Source organism: Rheinheimera sp. MMS21-TC3, from assembly GCF_032229285.1.
Taxonomy (GTDB): Bacteria; Pseudomonadota; Gammaproteobacteria; order Enterobacterales; family Alteromonadaceae; genus Alishewanella.
The window spans coordinates 3,058,737-3,076,540 of record NZ_CP135084.1 but is presented as its reverse complement, the minus strand read 5'-3'; the positions used below and the strand labels follow the sequence as shown (position 1 = coordinate 3,076,540).

Below are 17,804 nucleotides of genomic sequence, written 5' to 3'. Positions count from 1 at the left end.
GAACAAGGGTTATCCCCATTAACTGTTCAACGCAATTTTTAATTGTTCAGAATAAAAATGGAGAGCAGTTATGGGTAGAATTATTGGTATAGATTTAGGTACAACAAACTCTTGTGTAGCAGTATTAGATGGTGATAAACCTCGGGTACTAGAAAACGCTGAGGGTACACGTACCACTCCTTCAATTATCGCTTATGCCGAAGACGGTGAAGTTTTAGTAGGTCAGCCGGCGAAACGCCAAGCAGTAACCAACCCTAAAAACACTTTATTCGCAATTAAGCGTTTAATAGGTCGTCGTTTTGAAGACGAAGAAGTACAACGTGATATTAAAATCATGCCTTTCTCAATAGTTAAGGCTGATAATGGTGATGCTTGGGTTGAAGTTAAAGGTAAAAAATTAGCTGCTCCGCAAATATCAGCAGAAGTATTGAAAAAGATGAAAAAGACCGCTGAAGACTATTTAGGTGAAGCGGTAACAGCAGCTGTTATTACGGTACCTGCTTACTTTAACGATGCGCAACGTCAAGCTACTAAAGATGCCGGCCGTATTGCGGGTCTAGATGTTAAGCGTATTATTAACGAGCCAACAGCTGCTGCGTTAGCTTACGGTATGGATAAAAAGAAAGGCGACACTAAAGTTGCAGTTTATGACTTAGGTGGTGGTACTTTCGATATTTCAATTATTGAAATTGATGACTTAGACGGCGAGCAAACTTTTGAAGTACTAGCGACTAATGGTGATACTCACTTAGGTGGTGAAGACTTTGATAACCGTTTAATCAATTATTTAGTTGAAGAGTTCAAAAAAGAGCAAGGTGTTGATTTAAAAAATGACCCGCTAGCTATGCAGCGTTTAAAAGAGTCTGCAGAAAAAGCGAAAATTGAATTATCTTCAGCATCGCAAACAGAAGTGAACCTGCCATACATCACAGCTGATGCATCAGGTCCAAAACACTTAAACATTAAAGTAACACGGGCTAAATTAGAATCATTACTTGATGATTTAATTCAGCGTACTTTAGAGCCATTAAAACAAGCGTTAAAAGACGCAGATTTAACGGTTGCTGACATCAACGATATTATTTTAGTTGGTGGTCAAACCCGTATGCCTAAAGTGCAAGAGGTCGTTACAGAGTTCTTTGGTAAAGAGCCACGCAAAGACGTTAACCCTGACGAAGCAGTTGCAGTAGGCGCGGCTATTCAAGGTGCGGTATTATCAGGTGATGTAACAGACGTATTATTATTAGACGTAACGCCTTTATCCTTAGGTATTGAAACTATGGGTAGCGTAATGACAGCTTTAATTGAGAAAAATACGACTATTCCAACTAAGAAGTCGCAAGTGTTCTCAACAGCTGAAGATAATCAATCTGCGGTAACTATCCATGTGTTACAAGGTGAGCGTAAACGTTCATCAGATAACAAATCATTGGGTCAGTTTAACTTAGAAGGTATTCGCGCAGGACGTCGTGGCGAGCCACAAATCGAAGTAACTTTCGACTTAGATGCTGATGGTATCTTACATGTATCGGCAAAAGATAAAGATACAGGTAAAGAACAGAAGATCACCATTAAAGCTAACTCAGGCTTAACGGATGAAGAAATCGAAGCAATGGTACGTGACGCTGAAGCACATGCTGAAGACGATAAAAAGTTTGAAGAGTTAGTGCAAACACGTAACCAAGCTGATGCTATGGTGCATGCAACTCGTAAGCAGTTAGAAGAAGCTGGCGACAATTTAGCTGCCGATGATAAAACAGCTATTGAGAGCGCTATTGCAGATTTAGAAGCTGTGTTAAAAGACGGTGATAAAGAAGCTATTGACGAGAAGTCTCAGGCTTTAATGCAAGCATCACAAAAGCTGATGGAAGCTGCGCAAGCTAAAGCACAAGCTGAGCAAGGTGCTGGTGCAAGTCAGCAAGCTGATTCAAATGACGACGTCGTTGATGCCGAGTTTGAAGAAGTTAAAGAAGATGATAAAAAGTAAGTTAAGTTTAACTGGGCTGAGTTTACTCAGCCCCTCAACATAAGAAGTTAGCACTAAGCTATGTCGAAGCGTGACTATTATGAAGTATTAGGTGTCGCAAAAGACGCCGACGAAAAAGATATCAAAAAGGCTTATAGACGGCTGGCTATGAAGTTACACCCTGACAGAACTAAGGGTGATAAGGCCATGGAAGAGCAGTTTAAAGAAGTCCAAGAAGCTTATGAGATATTGTCGGATGAGCAAAAGCGGGCTGCCTATGATCGCTTTGGTCATGACGGTGTCGATCCTAATCGTGGCGGCGGTGGTTTTGGCGGCGGCGGAAATGCTGATTTTGGCGATATTTTTGGTGATGTGTTTGGTGATATTTTCGGTGGCGGTGGTCGTCGTGGCCAATCCAGAGCCCAACGCGGATCTGATTTACGTTACAATTTAGAGTTAAGCCTAGAAGAAGCGGTTCGTGGTAAGTCGGTTGACATTAAAATACCTACTATGGCCAGCTGTGATATCTGTGATGGTTCTGGCGCTAAAAAAGGCACATCGGCTAAATCATGTTCAACCTGTAATGGGGCCGGCCAAGTAACTATGCGTCAAGGCTTCTTTGCTGTGCAGCAAACTTGTCCAACTTGTAGTGGCCGCGGTAAGGTTATTTCAGATCCTTGTAAAAAGTGTCATGGTGATGGCCGGATTGAAAAGACTAAAACCCTCTCGGTTAAAATACCTGCAGGAGTAGATACCGGAGACCGCATTCGCTTAACAGGTGAAGGTGAAGCTGGTATGCATGGCGCTCCAGCGGGTGATTTATATGTACAAGTACATGTAAAAGAGCACGCAATTTTTGTACGCGAAGGCAGCAATTTATATTGTGATGTCCCGCTTAGCTTCACTACAGCAGCCTTAGGCGGAGAGATTGATGTACCAACCTTAGATGGCCGTGTTAAGTTGAAAGTGCCAGCTGAAACGCAAACAGAAAAAATGTTCCGTTTGCGAGGAAAAGGTGTGCAGTCTGTCCGTGGTGGAGCTGTGGGCGACTTAGTTTGTAAAGTCGTCATTGAAACGCCAGTTAACCTAAGTGATAAACAAAAAGAGTTATTACGACAGCTAGGTGATAGCATGGCCGGTGATGCCGAAGCTAAGCATAGGCCCAAATCAAAAGGCTTTTTTGATGGTGTAAAAAAGTTTTTTGATGACTTAACTAGTTAGACCATTAAAATAAAAAACCACCTGCGGGTGGTTTTTTATTCAGTAGCAGATAAAATTACCTATAATTAAGTTTTTATAGTCATAAATAACTTGCATAAGGATATTACAATGTTAAAAGCATCGGCGCTTGTTGCCGCAACAGCACTAGTGTTGGCAGCATGTGCGCAATCGCCTACTGGGCGCAACCAAATTATGTTATTTAATGATGCCGAACTAAGTAAAATGGGTGCGCAAACTTTTGAGCAGTTAAAAGCTGAAACGCCAATTTCAAAAGATCGTAATACAATCCAATATGTGCAGTGTATCACTGGCGCATTAATCAATGTGACACCTGCTGAGTATGCGCGGCAGAATTGGGAAGTGGTAGTATTTGATAGTGAACAGGTTAATGCTTTTGCCTTACCTGGTGGTAAAATTGGTATCTATACTGGCTTATTAAAGGTAGCGGAAAATCAATCTCAGTTAGCAGCTGTTGTTGGCCATGAAATCGCCCACGTTATGGCAGGCCATAGCAATGAGCGTTTATCAACTAACCAGTTTGTACAAACTGCGCTAACCTTAAGCAGCACGGCTATGAAAGCCTACCAAGTGCAATATCAAAACGAATTAATGACGGCATTTGGTTTAGGGGCACAAATAGGCGTAACTTTACCCTTTAGCCGAGCACACGAAACAGAAGCCGATATTATGGGCTTAGATTTAATGGCTAAAGCCGGGTTTGAGCCAAGGCAAGCAGTTAACTTATGGCAAAATATGGCTGCAGCGGGTAGCGGAGGGACACTAGAAATTTTATCTACCCACCCATTGCCACAAAATCGTATAACGTCATTGCGAGAAAAAATGCCAAATGCAATGCGAACTTATAATGAACGTAAGGCAGCTACTGCACTACCACAATGTCGCTTGTAAAGCTGTCAGTTTTTTTTACAAAAATGAATAACAATGGCAGTATAAAGCAAGTACTGCCATTGTATTCAGTAAGTTATGCTGCTGGTATAAATTGTGCATGTTAACGGTTATATGTAATAAATAGCTACTAGTATGCTGTAAGCTTTAGGATGAAATTATGGAACCTATTGATAATAAGGAAGTGAAGTCGACTCAAACTAGCCGCCGTAAGTTTCTAACTACGGCGACTGCTTCGGTGCCGTTGTTAATGTCTTTTAAAAGCCGTGCTACTTGGGGCAGTTCAAGTTTAAATTGTGGTTTAAGTGCTACAGCATCACAAATAGCCTCAGTTACTGCAAATACTGGTAAAGAGTGCGTAGAAACTGACATTCCTGATGTTTGTGCTATAGACTACTTTAGCTACTGGAATGGCTGCTTTAACTCAAGAAGGCGTGCTTATTACTTTAGAGGTGTGTGCGTTAATGAGCATACTACTTTTAGTCAGATATTTAACAAAAATCTTCGTATGCCAATAAGTAGCTTAATAGTAAATTATAGTGATAGCTATTTTGATAGAAATATTGCTTATTGCTTTTTATATGCTCTTTACCTTAAGTATTATTATGGCCGTTGGTCTAATTTTCCAGCACCAGAAGACTTTGTAAATGCCTATCAAAATACAACAGGGCAAAAGAGGAAGGACTTAAAGAATTTAGTCGCTTTTTATGTCAGAGGCGGTAGATAACTCTGCTTAACTTCAAAACCTAAGGCTAAAGTATGCAAGCTGAAACAGCTATTTACGCAATGGATTATGCCAAATGGCTAGCGCTGGCTAATGTTGAACAATCAGGTTATATTGAACAAGCGTTAACTTTTGTTGAAGATAACGAGCCTGATGAGTTTCGATTAAGGTTTAACCTTGTTAGTCATGAAACTACATTAGAGCAGGAGTCGCAGCCCTAGATACTGATCTAGAACAGTTAATAACTAATAGGCTTAACCACTCGTTAGCCTGTTATATAGTTAAATAAGTCAGGATGACAGCATATAATTTTTCCTTACATACTTACCCTTTCTCGCTTGCTGTTACTAATCAATCTAGTGCGCTTTATCATGCTATAAAACAGCTATACCCTGCAGAAGTGTTTCAGCCTTTTGATCTACAACAGTTTTATGACTTTGATTTAAACATTAAAAAGCGTCGGCGCTTATTAGGGGCTGAGTTTTATGTTGGTTCTGCATCAGAGCATTTTAGAATGTCAGAGCCAGCGCATCTGCCGGCCATTTTTGAATGGGCATTTAATTGGAGTGTGGCCTCTTTTCAGCATCATTATTTATCTATCCATGCTGCTGTGCTGCAAAAAGGTGCTGTGACGTTAGTAATGCCAGCTGCACCAGGTTCAGGTAAAAGTACCTTAGCGGCTATGCTAATGCTAGAAGGGTGGCGGCTATTATCTGATGAAACCTGCTTTATTGATACTTTAAGCGGAGCCGTGCTACCTAGTGTGAGGCCTATTAGTTTAAAAAATCATTCTTTACAGGTAATAAAACAGCGCTATGCAGATGCGCCGGTACTGTTTAATATTACTAATACCATTAAAGGCACTATAGGTTACCTATTACCCAGTGAATTAAGCTGGCAGCAAGCTAATCAAGCCTGTAGAGCAACTCATATCATTTTTCCGCTGTACCAAGCTGGAGCTGAATCAACAACCTTTAATCGTTTAACGCCCAGTAATAGTTTTATGCAATTAGCAATAAACTCTTTTAATTATTCTGTGTTAGGGGTAGAAGGCTTCAATGCTTTAAGTCAACTGGTTAATTCAACCCAGGCATTTGAATTAATTTATGCTGACTCTGATCATGCTTTAGCTTTGTTGGACGAGCTAATATGAGTTTTATAGTATTAGACTTCTTTCGAGATACGCAAGCCTTTTATCAGCAAGCAAAGCCTGAGCATTGGCGGCAGTTATTAGTCGATTTACGCCGTTATGGTTTATTAGCTAAAGCCTACTACCAACTGCATTTACATAACCCGAGTTTAGAGCCGCCAGCAGTAGTAGCTAAGCACTTAAATGCTGGTGCTAAGTATGCTGATAAACAGCAGCAGAGCTTATTTTATGAGTTATTGTTATTAGAGGATTTAGCCGCAGAGCTAGATTTTCCTTGTTTGTTACTTAAAGGCGCCGCTTATAGGGCTTTAGCGTTACCGATGAGCTATGGTCGATTATTTAGTGATATTGATATTTTAGTACCAGAAAAATCTTTTTTAACTATGCGCAGTAAGCTGTTCTTTCAGGGCTTTTATGAACCGCAAATATCAGATTATGATCGCCATTACTATATGAAGTGGTCGCATCAAAGCCCGCCAGTTCAACATTTTGAGCGCCATACAGTTATAGATTTGCACCATCAAATATATCCAACAGCATCAGCATTAAAACTGAATATAGCACCATTTTTTAAGCGGGCAGTGCAGATCTCCGGTTCCAATTTGTATCTGCCTTGTATCGAGCATCTCTTTATTCATGCTGCAGTGCATTTGTTTTTTCAAGAAGAAACGCATCGTACAGTTAAAGATATTATTGATATTAATCAATTGTTTAATCATGTAATGGAGCAAAGTGGTTTAGCTTCGCTACAACAAGAAGCTAAGTTGATTGGTGCTGAAGCAGCAGTATCTAACGCTGCCTTTGTTATAAGCAAGGTATTTTCTAACCAAGAAGCCAGCGCGTATTTACAGCAACGAAATACTTTAGCGCCTAATAAGTTTGTCTGTAAATTAATGTTAAAAGTGCTAGCGGCTGAACCAGACAAGTACTCTTTTGCTAAACAAATCTGGTTTGTGCGAGGCCACTTTTTAAAGTTAAAATGGTATATTTTGCTATACCATTTTGCTGCTAAACCGATAAACCAACTGCTGTTAATGTTTAAAAAAAATAAACAGCCTAAAGTATACTGATAAGTGTGGCTAATAATTACTGTTTTTAACTTAGCTATGCTTGCTACTGCGCAATATCACTACACTAATAGCCACTATTAATAAAATCATACAATAATAGCTTTTTGTTACCACTTGCCAAGGTGATAAACCAAAGCTAGCGCCTAACAATAAGGCTTGTGCGCCATAAGGCACTAAGCCTTGGCTAACACAAGCAAAGATATCCAATAAGCTTGCACTGCGTTTAGGGCTAATATGGTGTTGTTTGGCTAGGGTTTTACTAAGGTCACCGGTTAATACTATAGCAACAGTATTATTAGCAATACACAAATTGCTGCTAAAGGCTAAGGTTGCTATGGCAAGTTGCTGAGCTTTATTGCCAGCTAGTTTAAGCTTGCTGGCTGCTGATTGAATTTTTATGGCAATCCACTCTAAGCCACCTTGTTGTTTAATAAACTCACTTAAAGCACTTACTAACATAGCTAATATAAAAATTTCTTGGACATTGGCAAAACCGCTGGCAATATCTTGACCTAAGTTAGCTATATTATAATTGGCAAAAAATGCCCCTTGGGCGGCGGCTAGCACCACACCCAGTAATAGCACTACAAAGACATTTAGGCCCAAAATAGCTAAAATTAAAATAGCAGCATAGGGCAGTACGCCGGTCCAATTAACGGCTTCGTGCGTAATAACAGCGCCATCAGATGATAAAAAAATATACAACGCTAAGGTGATAATTGCGGCAGGTAGGGCAATTTTAATATTTTCTTTAAACTTGTCTGCCATCTTGGCACCTTGGGTGCGGGTGGAGGCAATAGTGGTATCAGAAATAATAGATAAATTATCACCAAACATGGCGCCGCTTAGCAGTACGCCTGCTACTAAGGCAGGCTCTAAATTAGCTTGGCTTGCTAAATTCACTGCAATAGGTGCTAAAGCAGCAATAGTGCCCATTGAAGTACCCATAGCGGTAGCAATAACAGCAGCAATAACAAATAAGCCCGGTAACAACCAGCTGGCCGAGACTAAACTTAAACCAGCATTAACGGCCGCATCTACGCCTCCCGTTGCAGTAGCTACACTAGCAAAGGCACCAGCAAGCAAATAAATAATACACATAGTAATAATATTATGATTGCTTGCACCTTTGATCATAACGTCAATAGACTCTGTTAATGGTGCTCGGTGTAAGTAAACCGCTAAAATTAAAGCTGGAATAATAGCAACATGACCTGGTAGTTGGTAAAACGCATAAGCCACATCTTGGCTTTGTAAATACAAGCCAGTGCCCAGAAATAGCATCACAAAAAACAATAACGGCAGTAATGAGCGTTTAGCACCAATGGGGGCTAGTGAAACTGAAGACATAATAGTACCTACAAAAATGATTCATTACTGCAACGTGCAAACATAAGTTGCAAATATATAGACGGCTAGACTTCCTGTCAATCTTAGTTGCTAAGCGCAAGGCTAAATTAGTTATCATCATATTAACTGTTTTAGTCAGTAAATCTATTTGCTGGTGAAGTTAATGGCTTTTTATTATGCTGTTGGCTTTATAAACAGATACTAATAATTAATGGAGCGGCAATGTCAGGGTTGAAAATTATAGGTAGCATGCGGTTTATGCCGTTCTTTTTAACCCAAGCGCTAGGCGCTTTTAATGACAATGTATTTAAAAATGCCTTAATGTTAGCTCTGGCTTTTACCGCAGCTAATGCCTTGCCCTGGTCGATTGATATCACAATGAATCTGGCGGCTGGCTTATTTATCTTACCGTTTTTATTGTTCTCTGCTACTGCAGGCGCTTTGGCCGATGCTAGTTGTAAAACAGCATTAATCCGAGGTTTAAAGCTGATAGAAATCGGTTTGATGCTGGCGGCTGCGCTAGCATTTTATTTTCAGCAATATTTAGTACTGTTGGCTATTTTATTTTTAATGGGTACTCAGTCGGCTTTTTTTGGCCCCGTTAAATATGCAATATTACCGCAACTACTAACACCTAAAGAATTATTAGCGGGCAATGCTTGGGTAGAGATGGGCACTTTTGTGGCAATTTTATTGGGAACTGTATTAGGTGGTCTTATTGTTGGCTTTAATCAGGCAGAGCTGTGGATAGGTACCGTAGTCGTATTGTTTTCAGTTATAGGTTACCTAGTTAGCCGCTATATACCAAAAGTGGGTAAAGTAGAGTCGGCTCAAAAATTTAGTTTTGCACCTTGGCAGCAAACCAAAAAAGCAATAAGTATTAGTTACACCAATAGAGATTTATATTTATCTATTATGGCCATTAGCTGGTTTTGGTTTTTAGGCGCTAGTTATTTAACCCAATTTCCCAACTATACTAAAACAGTGCTAGGCGGTGATAATACAGTGGTAACTGCGCTATTAGTTGCATTTTCATTGGGCGTGGGTATTGGCTCTATGCTTTGTGAGCGTTTATCTGGCGATAAAGTAGAGCTTGGAATAGTACCTATTGGCTCGGTTGGGTTAACTATCTTTGGCATCGCCTTGTATTTAACTAGTCCATCGTTTGCCCCTACAGCAGAAATAAATTTAAGTCAGTTTTTAGCTACTGCTTATGGTTGGTGGTTGCTAATGGCATTAAGTTTAATTGGTGTGTTTGGCGGTTTATTTATCGTGCCTTTGTATGCGTTATTACAACAACGTGCCCAGTCACATCAACGAGCGCGGGTTATAGCGGCAAATAATATTTTTAATGCTTTATTTATGGTTGCTAGCGCTTTGGCTGGTATCTTGTTTTTATCGGTACTAGGGCTGTCAATTAGTCAGTACTTTTTAGTCTTAGCTTTAATGAATATAGCAGTGGCCTTATATGTGTACTCTCAGATGCCAGAGTTTGTGTTGCGTTTTGTTATATATTTACTAAGTCACACTATGTATAGGGTACAAAAAAAAGGCTTAGAGCATATTCCTGAACAAGGTGCTGCGGTGTTAGTGGCTAATCATATTAGCTATGTTGATGCCTTAGTGATTGCAGGTGCAGTTAGAAGGCCCATTCGTTTTGTGATGGAAAAAGCTATTTATGACTTACCTTTGGTAAATAAATTATTTAAAGCTGCTAAAACCATTCCTATTTGCAGCAAGCAGAAAAATGAGCAAGTACATGAAGCTGCTTTTGCTAAGATTAAACAGGCATTAGCCGACGGGCACTTAGTTTGTATTTTTCCTGAAGGCCGCTTAACAAAAGACGGCACCATAGATAGCTTTCGTCCAGGTATAGAGCGTATTTTGACTGAAAGCCCAGTGCCTGTTGTGCCTATGGCATTAAAGGGCTTATGGGGATCATTTTTTAGCCATCAAGGTAATGGCGCCTTTAAGTTTAAAGGTCGCTTTTGGTCAGTGGTGGAGCTTGAAGCGGCGCCAACAGTGGCAGCAGCTAGCGTAACTGCAGCTGGTTTAGAGCAAAAAGTTAAACAGCTATTTGCTGATTGATAGGGAGTTTATGCTCTAGTTGCAGCTAATCAACTGATGATGGTTGTTGTTTAGCGCAGTAAGCTCCCAGCTGCGCTTGAATTGCTTTATGTTGATCCTATAAAGGTAGCTATAGAGGTTCTGTTCCGATCCTAAGCAATTTACGTAATGGTGTAATGACATGTTTAATTTTTGTTTTCAAAACCCAACCAAAATTATTTTTGGTAAAGAGCAAATTGCCACTCTGACAAATAATATCCCAAAAAACAGTAAAGTATTGTTGCTGTATGGTGCTGGCTCTATTAAGCGCAATGGAGTTTATCAACAAGTTAGTCAAGCATTAAGTGATTTTAGTTGGCTAGAGTTTTCCGGTATTGAGCCAAACCCTAGTTTTGAAACTTTAATGCAAGCGGCTGATTTAGTACGTCGTGAAAAAATTGATTTTCTATTAGCTGTAGGCGGTGGCAGCGTTATAGATGGCGCTAAATTTATTGCCGCAGCAGCAGTGTTTGAAGGTGATGCTTGGCAAATTTTAGCCGAGGGCGCTAAGGTAACATCAGCTATTCCTTTAGGTTGCGTACTAACTTTACCGGCAACCGGTAGCGAAAGTAACGGTAACTCGGTTGTAACCCGTTATGAAACACAACAAAAATTAGGCTTTTCTAGCCCGCTAGTCTATCCCCAGTTTGCTATTTTAGATCCTAGCGTGACCTTTAGCTTGCCCACTAAGCAAGTGGCTAATGGTGTGGTAGATGCTTTTGTTCATGTTATAGAGCAATACTTAACCTATCCGGTTAATGCTGCTGTGCAAGATCGCTTTGCCGAAGGCTTGTTACAAACACTTATCGAGCAAGGGCCACTGGCATTAACTGAGCCAGAAAATTACGATGTGCGGGCAAATATTATGTGGGCGGCAACTATGGCATTAAATGGCTTAATTGGCCAAGGTGTCCCTCAAGATTGGGCAACACACATGATAGGGCATGAATTAACAGCTTGTTATGGCTTAGATCATGCCCAAACCTTGGCTATAATATTACCCGCTTTATTACAGCAACAGCGCGAACAAAAAAGAGCAAAACTACTGCAATATGGCCGCAGAGTCTGGCAGCTATCCTATAGCAATGAAGAGCAAGTGATTGATGAGGCTATAGCCCTTACAAAAGCATTTTTTCAACAGATGGGTGTAGCCACTCAACTTAGCGATTATAAGTTAGGTGCTGCAGCAATTGCTGCGGTAGAGGCAAAGCTAGTGCAGCATAATATGCTTAAGTTAGGTGAGCATGGCGATATTACGCCACAAATAGCTAAACAAATATTACAACAGGCTCTTTAATTTTTTTGCTTTATACCAAGCGGGGCTTTTGCTCTAATGCGGGTTAAGATTAACGTTTACTAGGGTGAAAATATGCCAACAATTGGAATTTTAGGCGCTAATGGTCGCATGGGCCGAGCATTAATTAATGTAGCTAGCCAACAACAGCTTAACCTAACAGCTACTACTGTGCGTCAAGGTTCATCTTTAGTGGGTATTGACGCTGGTGAGTTAGCGGGTTGCGGTAAATTAGCCTTACCTTTAACTGAGGTAAGTGCTAACAGCATTAAGCAGGCAGAAATTTGGCTAGATTTTACCTTACCCGAGCCAATGTTAGGCCATTTACAATTAGCCGTAGCTGCGCAAAAAGCGATGGTTATTGGGGTAACAGGCTTAACCAATGACCAATACGAGCAGATCCAGCACGCCAGTAAGTCTATTCCTATTGTGTGGGCGCCGAATATGAGTGTTGGCATTAACTTGTTGCAACACTTAGTGCAAACCGCCGCTAAAGTGATGGGTGCTGATGCGGATATAGAAATTATAGAAGCACATCATAGATTTAAAAAAGATGCTCCTTCAGGTACAGCATTGGCTATAGGTAATAATATTGCCAAAACCTTAGGCCGAGATTTAGCTAAGGTTGCTGTATATGGCAGAGAAGGAGATACCGGTGAACGAGAGCAACAAACGATAGGGTTTTCGACTATTCGTGGTGGAGATATTATTGGTGACCATACCGTATTGTTTGCTAATTTAAGCGAAAGACTGGAAATAACTCATAAAGCCTCTAGTCGTGAGACCTTTGCCCAAGGAGCTATGCGTGCTGCTGTCTGGTTGAAAAACAAACAGCCTGGACTTTATACTATGCAGCAAGTGCTTGGATTAACCGATTTAGCATAACTTTATGCAAGGTTAAGTGCATAAATAGCCGTAAAGCCAATGTTTTTATTAAAAGCAAAAAAAGCATAGAAAAAAAGCCGCAAATCGCATAGAATAGTCAGGTTTGCCTAAGGCAAATTCGGGTATCATTTTTTGGGTCAAAACAGGTACTAAATCTTAAGTGGTTTTAACTTGTTTTCTGCTGTTTGGAGGTTATTTTGTCTAAGTCCGCCCTGCTCGTACTGGAAGACGGCACCGTATTTCGCGGTACAGCCATTGGCGCTAAAGGAGTTTCTGTTGGAGAGGTAGTGTTTAATACTTCTATGACGGGGTATCAAGAAATATTAACTGATCCCTCATACGCAGAACAAATCGTCACTCTTACTTATCCACACATCGGCAATACCGGTACTAACTCTGAAGATGAAGAATCTAACCAGGTTTGGGTTAAAGGTTTAGTTATAAGAGACTTACCGTTACTTGCTAGTAACTTCCGTAATCAACAATCATTAACAGATTATCTAAATGCGCACAATATCCTTGGCATCGCTGATATTGATACTCGTAAATTAACCCGAATACTGCGAGAAAAGGGCACGCAAAATGGCTGTATTATGGCCATAGATGATCTTGACGAAAGCAAAGCACTACAATTAGCTAAAGATTTTTCTGGCTTAAATGGCGTGGACTTAGCCAAAGTAGTCAGCACTAAAGAATCTTATTCATGGACAGAAGGTACATGGCAGTTAGGCCAAGGTTTTAATCAAACTAATACCGGTGAGTTTCATGTTGTTGCCTACGACTTTGGCGTAAAACGTAATATTTTGCGCTCTTTAGCTGAGCGTGGCTGTAAAATTACTGTAGTGCCAGCACAAACTTCAGCAGCAGATGTATTAGCTATGAATCCAGATGGCATATTCTTGTCCAATGGTCCTGGTGATCCTGCTCCTTGTGATTATGCTATTGCAGCTATCAAAACATTTTTAACAACTGATATTCCTATTTTTGGTATTTGCTTGGGCCATCAGCTATTAGCCTTAGCAAGTGGTGCTAGCACAATAAAAATGAAGTTTGGCCACCATGGCGCTAACCATCCGGTGCAAAGCTTAGACAGTAAACGAGTAATGATTACTGCGCAAAATCATGGTTTTGCGGTTGATGAAGCCAGCTTGCCAGATACCTTACGTGCCACCCATAAGTCATTATTTGATGGTACCTTGCAAGGCCTAGAGCGGACAGATAAAGCTGCCTTTAGTTTTCAGGGCCACCCTGAAGCAAGCCCAGGCCCGTATGAAGCCGCTGAGCTATTCGACCATTTTATTGCGCTGATGCGTAAACATTCAGCCTAAGCTAACACGAATTACGGAGACTCAGACGCAATGCCAAAACGTACCGACTTAAAAAGTATTCTAATCTTAGGCGCTGGCCCTATCGTTATTGGTCAAGCTTGTGAGTTTGACTATTCAGGTGCCCAAGCCTGTAAAGCCTTAAGAGAAGAAGGCTATAGAGTTATTTTAGTTAACTCTAACCCAGCTACTATTATGACTGATCCAGAAATGGCCGATGCTACTTATATCGAGCCAATTCACTGGCGAGTTGTAGAAAAAATAATAGAAAAAGAACGTCCTTGTGCGGTACTGCCTACTATGGGTGGTCAAACTGCATTGAACTGCGCACTAGATTTAGAGCGCCATGGCGTGCTAGAAAAATATAATGTGGAAATGATTGGCGCTACAGCTGATGCCATTGATAAAGCAGAAGACCGCAGTCGCTTTGATGAAGCAATGCGCGCTATAGGTTTATCTTGCCCGCGGGCAGGTTTTGCTCATTCAATGGAAGAAGCCTTTGCTGTTTTAGAAGATATTGGCTTCCCTTGTATTATTCGGCCGTCATTTACTATGGGTGGTTCTGGCGGTGGTATAGCTTATAACCGCGAAGAGTTTGAAGAAATCTGTGCTAATGGCTTAGATTTGTCACCAACCAAAGAATTATTGATTGATGAATCATTAATAGGTTGGAAAGAATACGAAATGGAAGTGGTGCGTGATAAAAACGATAACTGTATTATTGTTTGTGCCATTGAAAACTTCGACCCTATGGGTGTGCACACCGGTGACTCTATCACAGTAGCGCCGGCACAAACCTTAACCGACAAAGAATATCAAATTATGCGCAGTGCATCGTTGGCGATACTGCGTGAAATTGGTGTCGAAACCGGTGGCTCTAACGTTCAGTTTGGTATTAACCCTGAAAACGGCCGTATGGTTATCATTGAGATGAACCCACGGGTATCACGTTCATCAGCCTTAGCCTCTAAAGCTACTGGCTTTCCAATTGCCCGAGTGGCGGCTAAGTTAGCAGTGGGTTTTACCTTAGATGAACTAGCCAATGACATAACAGGTGGTAAAACACCAGCATCGTTCGAGCCTAGTATCGACTATGTAGTAACCAAAGTGCCGCGTTTTAACTTTGAAAAATTTGCTGGCGCCAATGATCGCTTAACTACTCAGATGAAATCTGTTGGTGAAGTAATGTCTATTGGCCGCAACCAGCAAGAATCACTACAAAAAGCGTTACGCAGCCTAGAAACCGGTATGTCTGGTTTAGATCCTATTCTTGATTTAACTCGAACCGACGCTAAAGATATTCTAATTCGTGAATTAAAAGAACCCGGTGCCGAGCGCATTTGGTATATAGGCGATGCCTTCCGTTTTGGTATGTCAATTGATGATATTTTTGCTCTAACTAAGATAGACCCTTGGTTCTTAGTGCAAATTGAAGACCTAATAAAAGAAGAGCAAGCCTTATGTGCAGCCGGTTTTGCTGGCTTAGATAAAGCCGCTATTGCCCGCTTAAAACGCAAAGGTTTTGCTGATAAACGTATTGCAGATGTATTAGGTGTAAGCGAAAACGAAGTGCGCAAAAAGCGCCATAGCTTTGATATTCACCCAGTATATAAGCGAGTTGATACCTGTGCGGCAGAATTTGCCTCTAATACGGCTTATATGTACTCCACTTATGATGAAGAGTGCGAAGCAGCCCCAACTGATCGCGATAAAATTATGATTATCGGCGGTGGCCCAAACCGTATTGGTCAAGGTATCGAATTCGATTACTGCTGTGTGCATGCTGCGTTAGCTTTGCGCGAAGATGGCTATGAAACCATTATGATCAACTGTAACCCAGAAACGGTTTCAACAGATTATGATACTTCAGACCGCCTATACTTCGAGCCAATTACATTAGAAGATGTATTAGAAATTGTTGCTAAAGAAAAGCCAAAAGGCGTAATAGTGCAATATGGTGGCCAAACACCACTAAAATTAGCCCGCGCCCTAGAAGCCAATGGAGTGCCAATTATTGGTACCTCACCTGACGCTATCGACCGTGCTGAAGACCGTGAGCGTTTCCAACAAGCTGTAGTACGTTTAGGTTTAAAACAGCCAAAAAATGCTACGGTAACCAGTGTGGAAGAAGCCATTAATTCAGCAGCAGATATTGGGTTTCCAATGGTAGTACGTCCATCTTATGTACTAGGTGGACGCGCGATGGAAATTGTTTATGACGAGCAAGACTTACGCCGTTATATGACTGATGCCGTAAGCGTGTCTAACGACTCGCCAGTGTTATTAGATAACTTCTTAGACGATGCTATCGAAGTGGATATTGATGCTATTTGTGATGGCACTGACGTCGTAATTGGCGGCATTATGGAGCATATCGAACAAGCAGGTGTGCACTCAGGTGACTCTGCCTGTTCATTACCACCTCATACCTTGTCGGCTGAAATTAAAGATGTAATGCGTGACCAAGTGCGCAAACTAGCTTTAGAGCTTGGCGTTGTTGGTTTAATGAATACCCAGTTCGCAGTTAAAGATAACGAAGTTTACTTAATTGAAGTAAACCCACGTGCTGCCCGTACTGTGCCTTTTGTATCAAAAGCTACTGGCGTGGCTATTGCTAAAATAGGTGCTCGTTGCATGGTTGGCCAATCATTAGCCTCGCAAGGTATTACTAAAGAAATTATCCCGCCTTACTTCTCAGTAAAAGAAGTGGTGATCCCGTTTAATAAATTCCCAGGTGTTGACCCTATACTCGGCCCTGAGATGCGTTCTACCGGTGAAGTAATGGGTGTAGGCGAAACCTTTAGCATGGCATACTCAAAAGGTCAGTTAGGTTCTAGCTGTGATATCCCAACTGGTGGTAGAGCCTTGCTTTCGGTGCGTGACAGCGATAAAGTGCGAATGATAGATTTAGCTAAACTAATGGTTGCTAAAGGCTTTGAGTTAGATGCAACTGGTGGTACAGCTAAAGCATTACAAGCAGCAGGTATCGAATGCCGTACGGTAAATAAAGTATCAGAAGGCCGTCCACATATTCTAGATAGAATTAAAAACGGCGAATACAGCTATGTGGTTAATACAACCGAAGGCCGTAAAGCAATAGAAGATTCTAAAGCAATTCGCCGTGGTACCTTGCAGTATAAAACCAATTATACCACCACACTTAATGCTGCTTTTGCTACAGTAGAATCTACCGCAGCCAGCGCATTTGAAAGTGTTGTGTCGGTACAAGAATTACATAAGAGAGTAAACGCATGAGTCAGATCCCAATGACGGTGCAGGGTGCAGAAAACCTGCGCTTAGAATTGCATGAATTAAAGTCGGTTAAAAGACCGGCTATTATTCAAGCAATTGCAACTGCACGTGAGCATGGTGATTTAAAAGAAAACGCGGAATACCACGCAGCTCGTGAGCAGCAAGGATTTTGCGAGGGTAGAATTCAAGACATCGAAGCTAAATTGTCTAATGCGCAAATTATAGACATTAGCAAGATGAAAAATACCGGTAAAGTAATTTTTGGTACCACAGTAACTATCCTTAATGTAGATACTGACCAAGAAGTTACTTATCGTATAGTAGGTGATGATGAAGCGAGTATTAAAAACAATTTAATATCAGTCAACTCACCTATAGCCCGAGGTTTAATAGGAAAGTCAGTAGACGACGTTGTTAATATTACAACACCAAACGGCGTAGTAGAGTATGAAATAGTCGCTGTAGAATACCTATAAATCTAAGCTTAAAATCTGCAACATAATAAAAATAGCGCCAATAGGCGCTATTTTTTTATACAAGAAATAATGCTTTGTA

14 protein-coding genes are annotated in these 17,804 nt (G+C 40.9%); 13 read left to right on the top strand and 1 reads right to left on the bottom strand.

All coding sequences use genetic code 11. The features are described from left to right. The first annotated feature begins 70 nt into the window (after positions 1-70). The 7 genes from dnaK to RDV63_RS14900 all read left to right on the top strand — a co-directional run bounded on the left by dnaK (position 71) and on the right by RDV63_RS14900 (position 7,037). Positions 71-1,987 carry a molecular chaperone DnaK gene (dnaK, locus tag RDV63_RS14930; protein WP_313910305.1) on the top strand — a complete coding sequence of 639 codons (1,917 nt, stop codon included), beginning with the start codon at positions 71-73 and terminating at the stop codon, positions 1,985-1,987. A 60-nt stretch (positions 1,988-2,047) separates the two neighbouring features. Then, positions 2,048-3,187: a molecular chaperone DnaJ gene (dnaJ, locus tag RDV63_RS14925; RefSeq protein ID WP_313910304.1), complete on the top strand. Its 1,140-nt coding sequence runs from the start codon at positions 2,048-2,050 to the stop codon at positions 3,185-3,187. A gap of 108 nt (positions 3,188-3,295) precedes the next feature. Further along, positions 3,296-4,096 (top strand): M48 family metallopeptidase, encoded by an 801-nt coding sequence (locus RDV63_RS14920; protein WP_313910303.1) that lies wholly within the window; start codon positions 3,296-3,298, stop codon positions 4,094-4,096. Positions 4,097-4,343: 247 nt separating this feature from the next. Then, positions 4,344-4,820: a hypothetical protein gene (locus RDV63_RS14915; RefSeq protein ID WP_313910302.1), complete on the top strand. Its 477-nt coding sequence runs from the start codon at positions 4,344-4,346 to the stop codon at positions 4,818-4,820. 32 nt (positions 4,821-4,852) lie between these two features. Continuing rightward, on the top strand, positions 4,853-5,038 hold the full coding sequence (locus tag RDV63_RS14910; protein WP_313910301.1) for a hypothetical protein: 186 nt from the start codon (positions 4,853-4,855) through the stop codon (positions 5,036-5,038). A gap of 74 nt (positions 5,039-5,112) precedes the next feature. Continuing rightward, on the top strand, positions 5,113-5,970 hold the full coding sequence (locus RDV63_RS14905) for an HprK-related kinase A (RefSeq protein WP_313910299.1): 858 nt from the start codon (positions 5,113-5,115) through the stop codon (positions 5,968-5,970). Next, the gene (locus RDV63_RS14900) at positions 5,967-7,037 is read left to right on the top strand and encodes a nucleotidyltransferase family protein (protein ID WP_313910298.1); all 1,071 of its coding nucleotides are present in this window, start codon (positions 5,967-5,969) and stop codon (positions 7,035-7,037) included. Before RDV63_RS14905 ends, RDV63_RS14900 begins: the two co-directional genes overlap by 4 nt. Before the next feature lie 30 nt (positions 7,038-7,067). On the opposite strand, the gene RDV63_RS14895 is transcribed toward RDV63_RS14900, so the two are convergent. Beyond that, the gene (locus tag RDV63_RS14895) at positions 7,068-8,387 is read right to left on the bottom strand and encodes a Na+/H+ antiporter NhaC family protein (RefSeq protein ID WP_313910296.1); all 1,320 of its coding nucleotides are present in this window, start codon (positions 8,385-8,387) and stop codon (positions 7,068-7,070) included. A gap of 222 nt (positions 8,388-8,609) precedes the next feature. On the opposite strand from RDV63_RS14895, the gene RDV63_RS14890 reads away from it, so the two are divergent. The 6 genes from RDV63_RS14890 to greA all read left to right on the top strand — a co-directional run bounded on the left by RDV63_RS14890 (position 8,610) and on the right by greA (position 17,725). Next, positions 8,610-10,475: an MFS transporter gene (locus RDV63_RS14890; RefSeq protein WP_313910294.1), complete on the top strand. Its 1,866-nt coding sequence runs from the start codon at positions 8,610-8,612 to the stop codon at positions 10,473-10,475. A gap of 160 nt (positions 10,476-10,635) precedes the next feature. Next, positions 10,636-11,790, top strand: a complete 1,155-nt coding sequence (locus RDV63_RS14885) for an iron-containing alcohol dehydrogenase (protein WP_313910293.1) — start codon at positions 10,636-10,638, stop codon at positions 11,788-11,790. A 72-nt stretch (positions 11,791-11,862) separates the two neighbouring features. Continuing rightward, complete coding sequence (gene dapB, locus RDV63_RS14880) at positions 11,863-12,672, top strand: 4-hydroxy-tetrahydrodipicolinate reductase (protein ID WP_313910292.1); 810 nt, start codon at positions 11,863-11,865, stop codon at positions 12,670-12,672. A 197-nt stretch (positions 12,673-12,869) separates the two neighbouring features. Further along, positions 12,870-14,000, top strand: a complete 1,131-nt coding sequence (gene carA / locus RDV63_RS14875) for a glutamine-hydrolyzing carbamoyl-phosphate synthase small subunit (protein ID WP_313910290.1) — start codon at positions 12,870-12,872, stop codon at positions 13,998-14,000. Between the two features lie 30 nt (positions 14,001-14,030). Beyond that, positions 14,031-17,252, top strand: coding sequence for a carbamoyl-phosphate synthase large subunit (gene carB / locus RDV63_RS14870; protein ID WP_313910289.1), 3,222 nt, complete (start codon positions 14,031-14,033; stop codon positions 17,250-17,252). After that, positions 17,249-17,725 carry a transcription elongation factor GreA gene (greA, locus tag RDV63_RS14865; RefSeq protein ID WP_313910287.1) on the top strand — a complete coding sequence of 159 codons (477 nt, stop codon included), beginning with the start codon at positions 17,249-17,251 and terminating at the stop codon, positions 17,723-17,725. Before carB ends, greA begins: the two co-directional genes overlap by 4 nt. Positions 17,726-17,804: the final 79 nt, after the last annotated feature.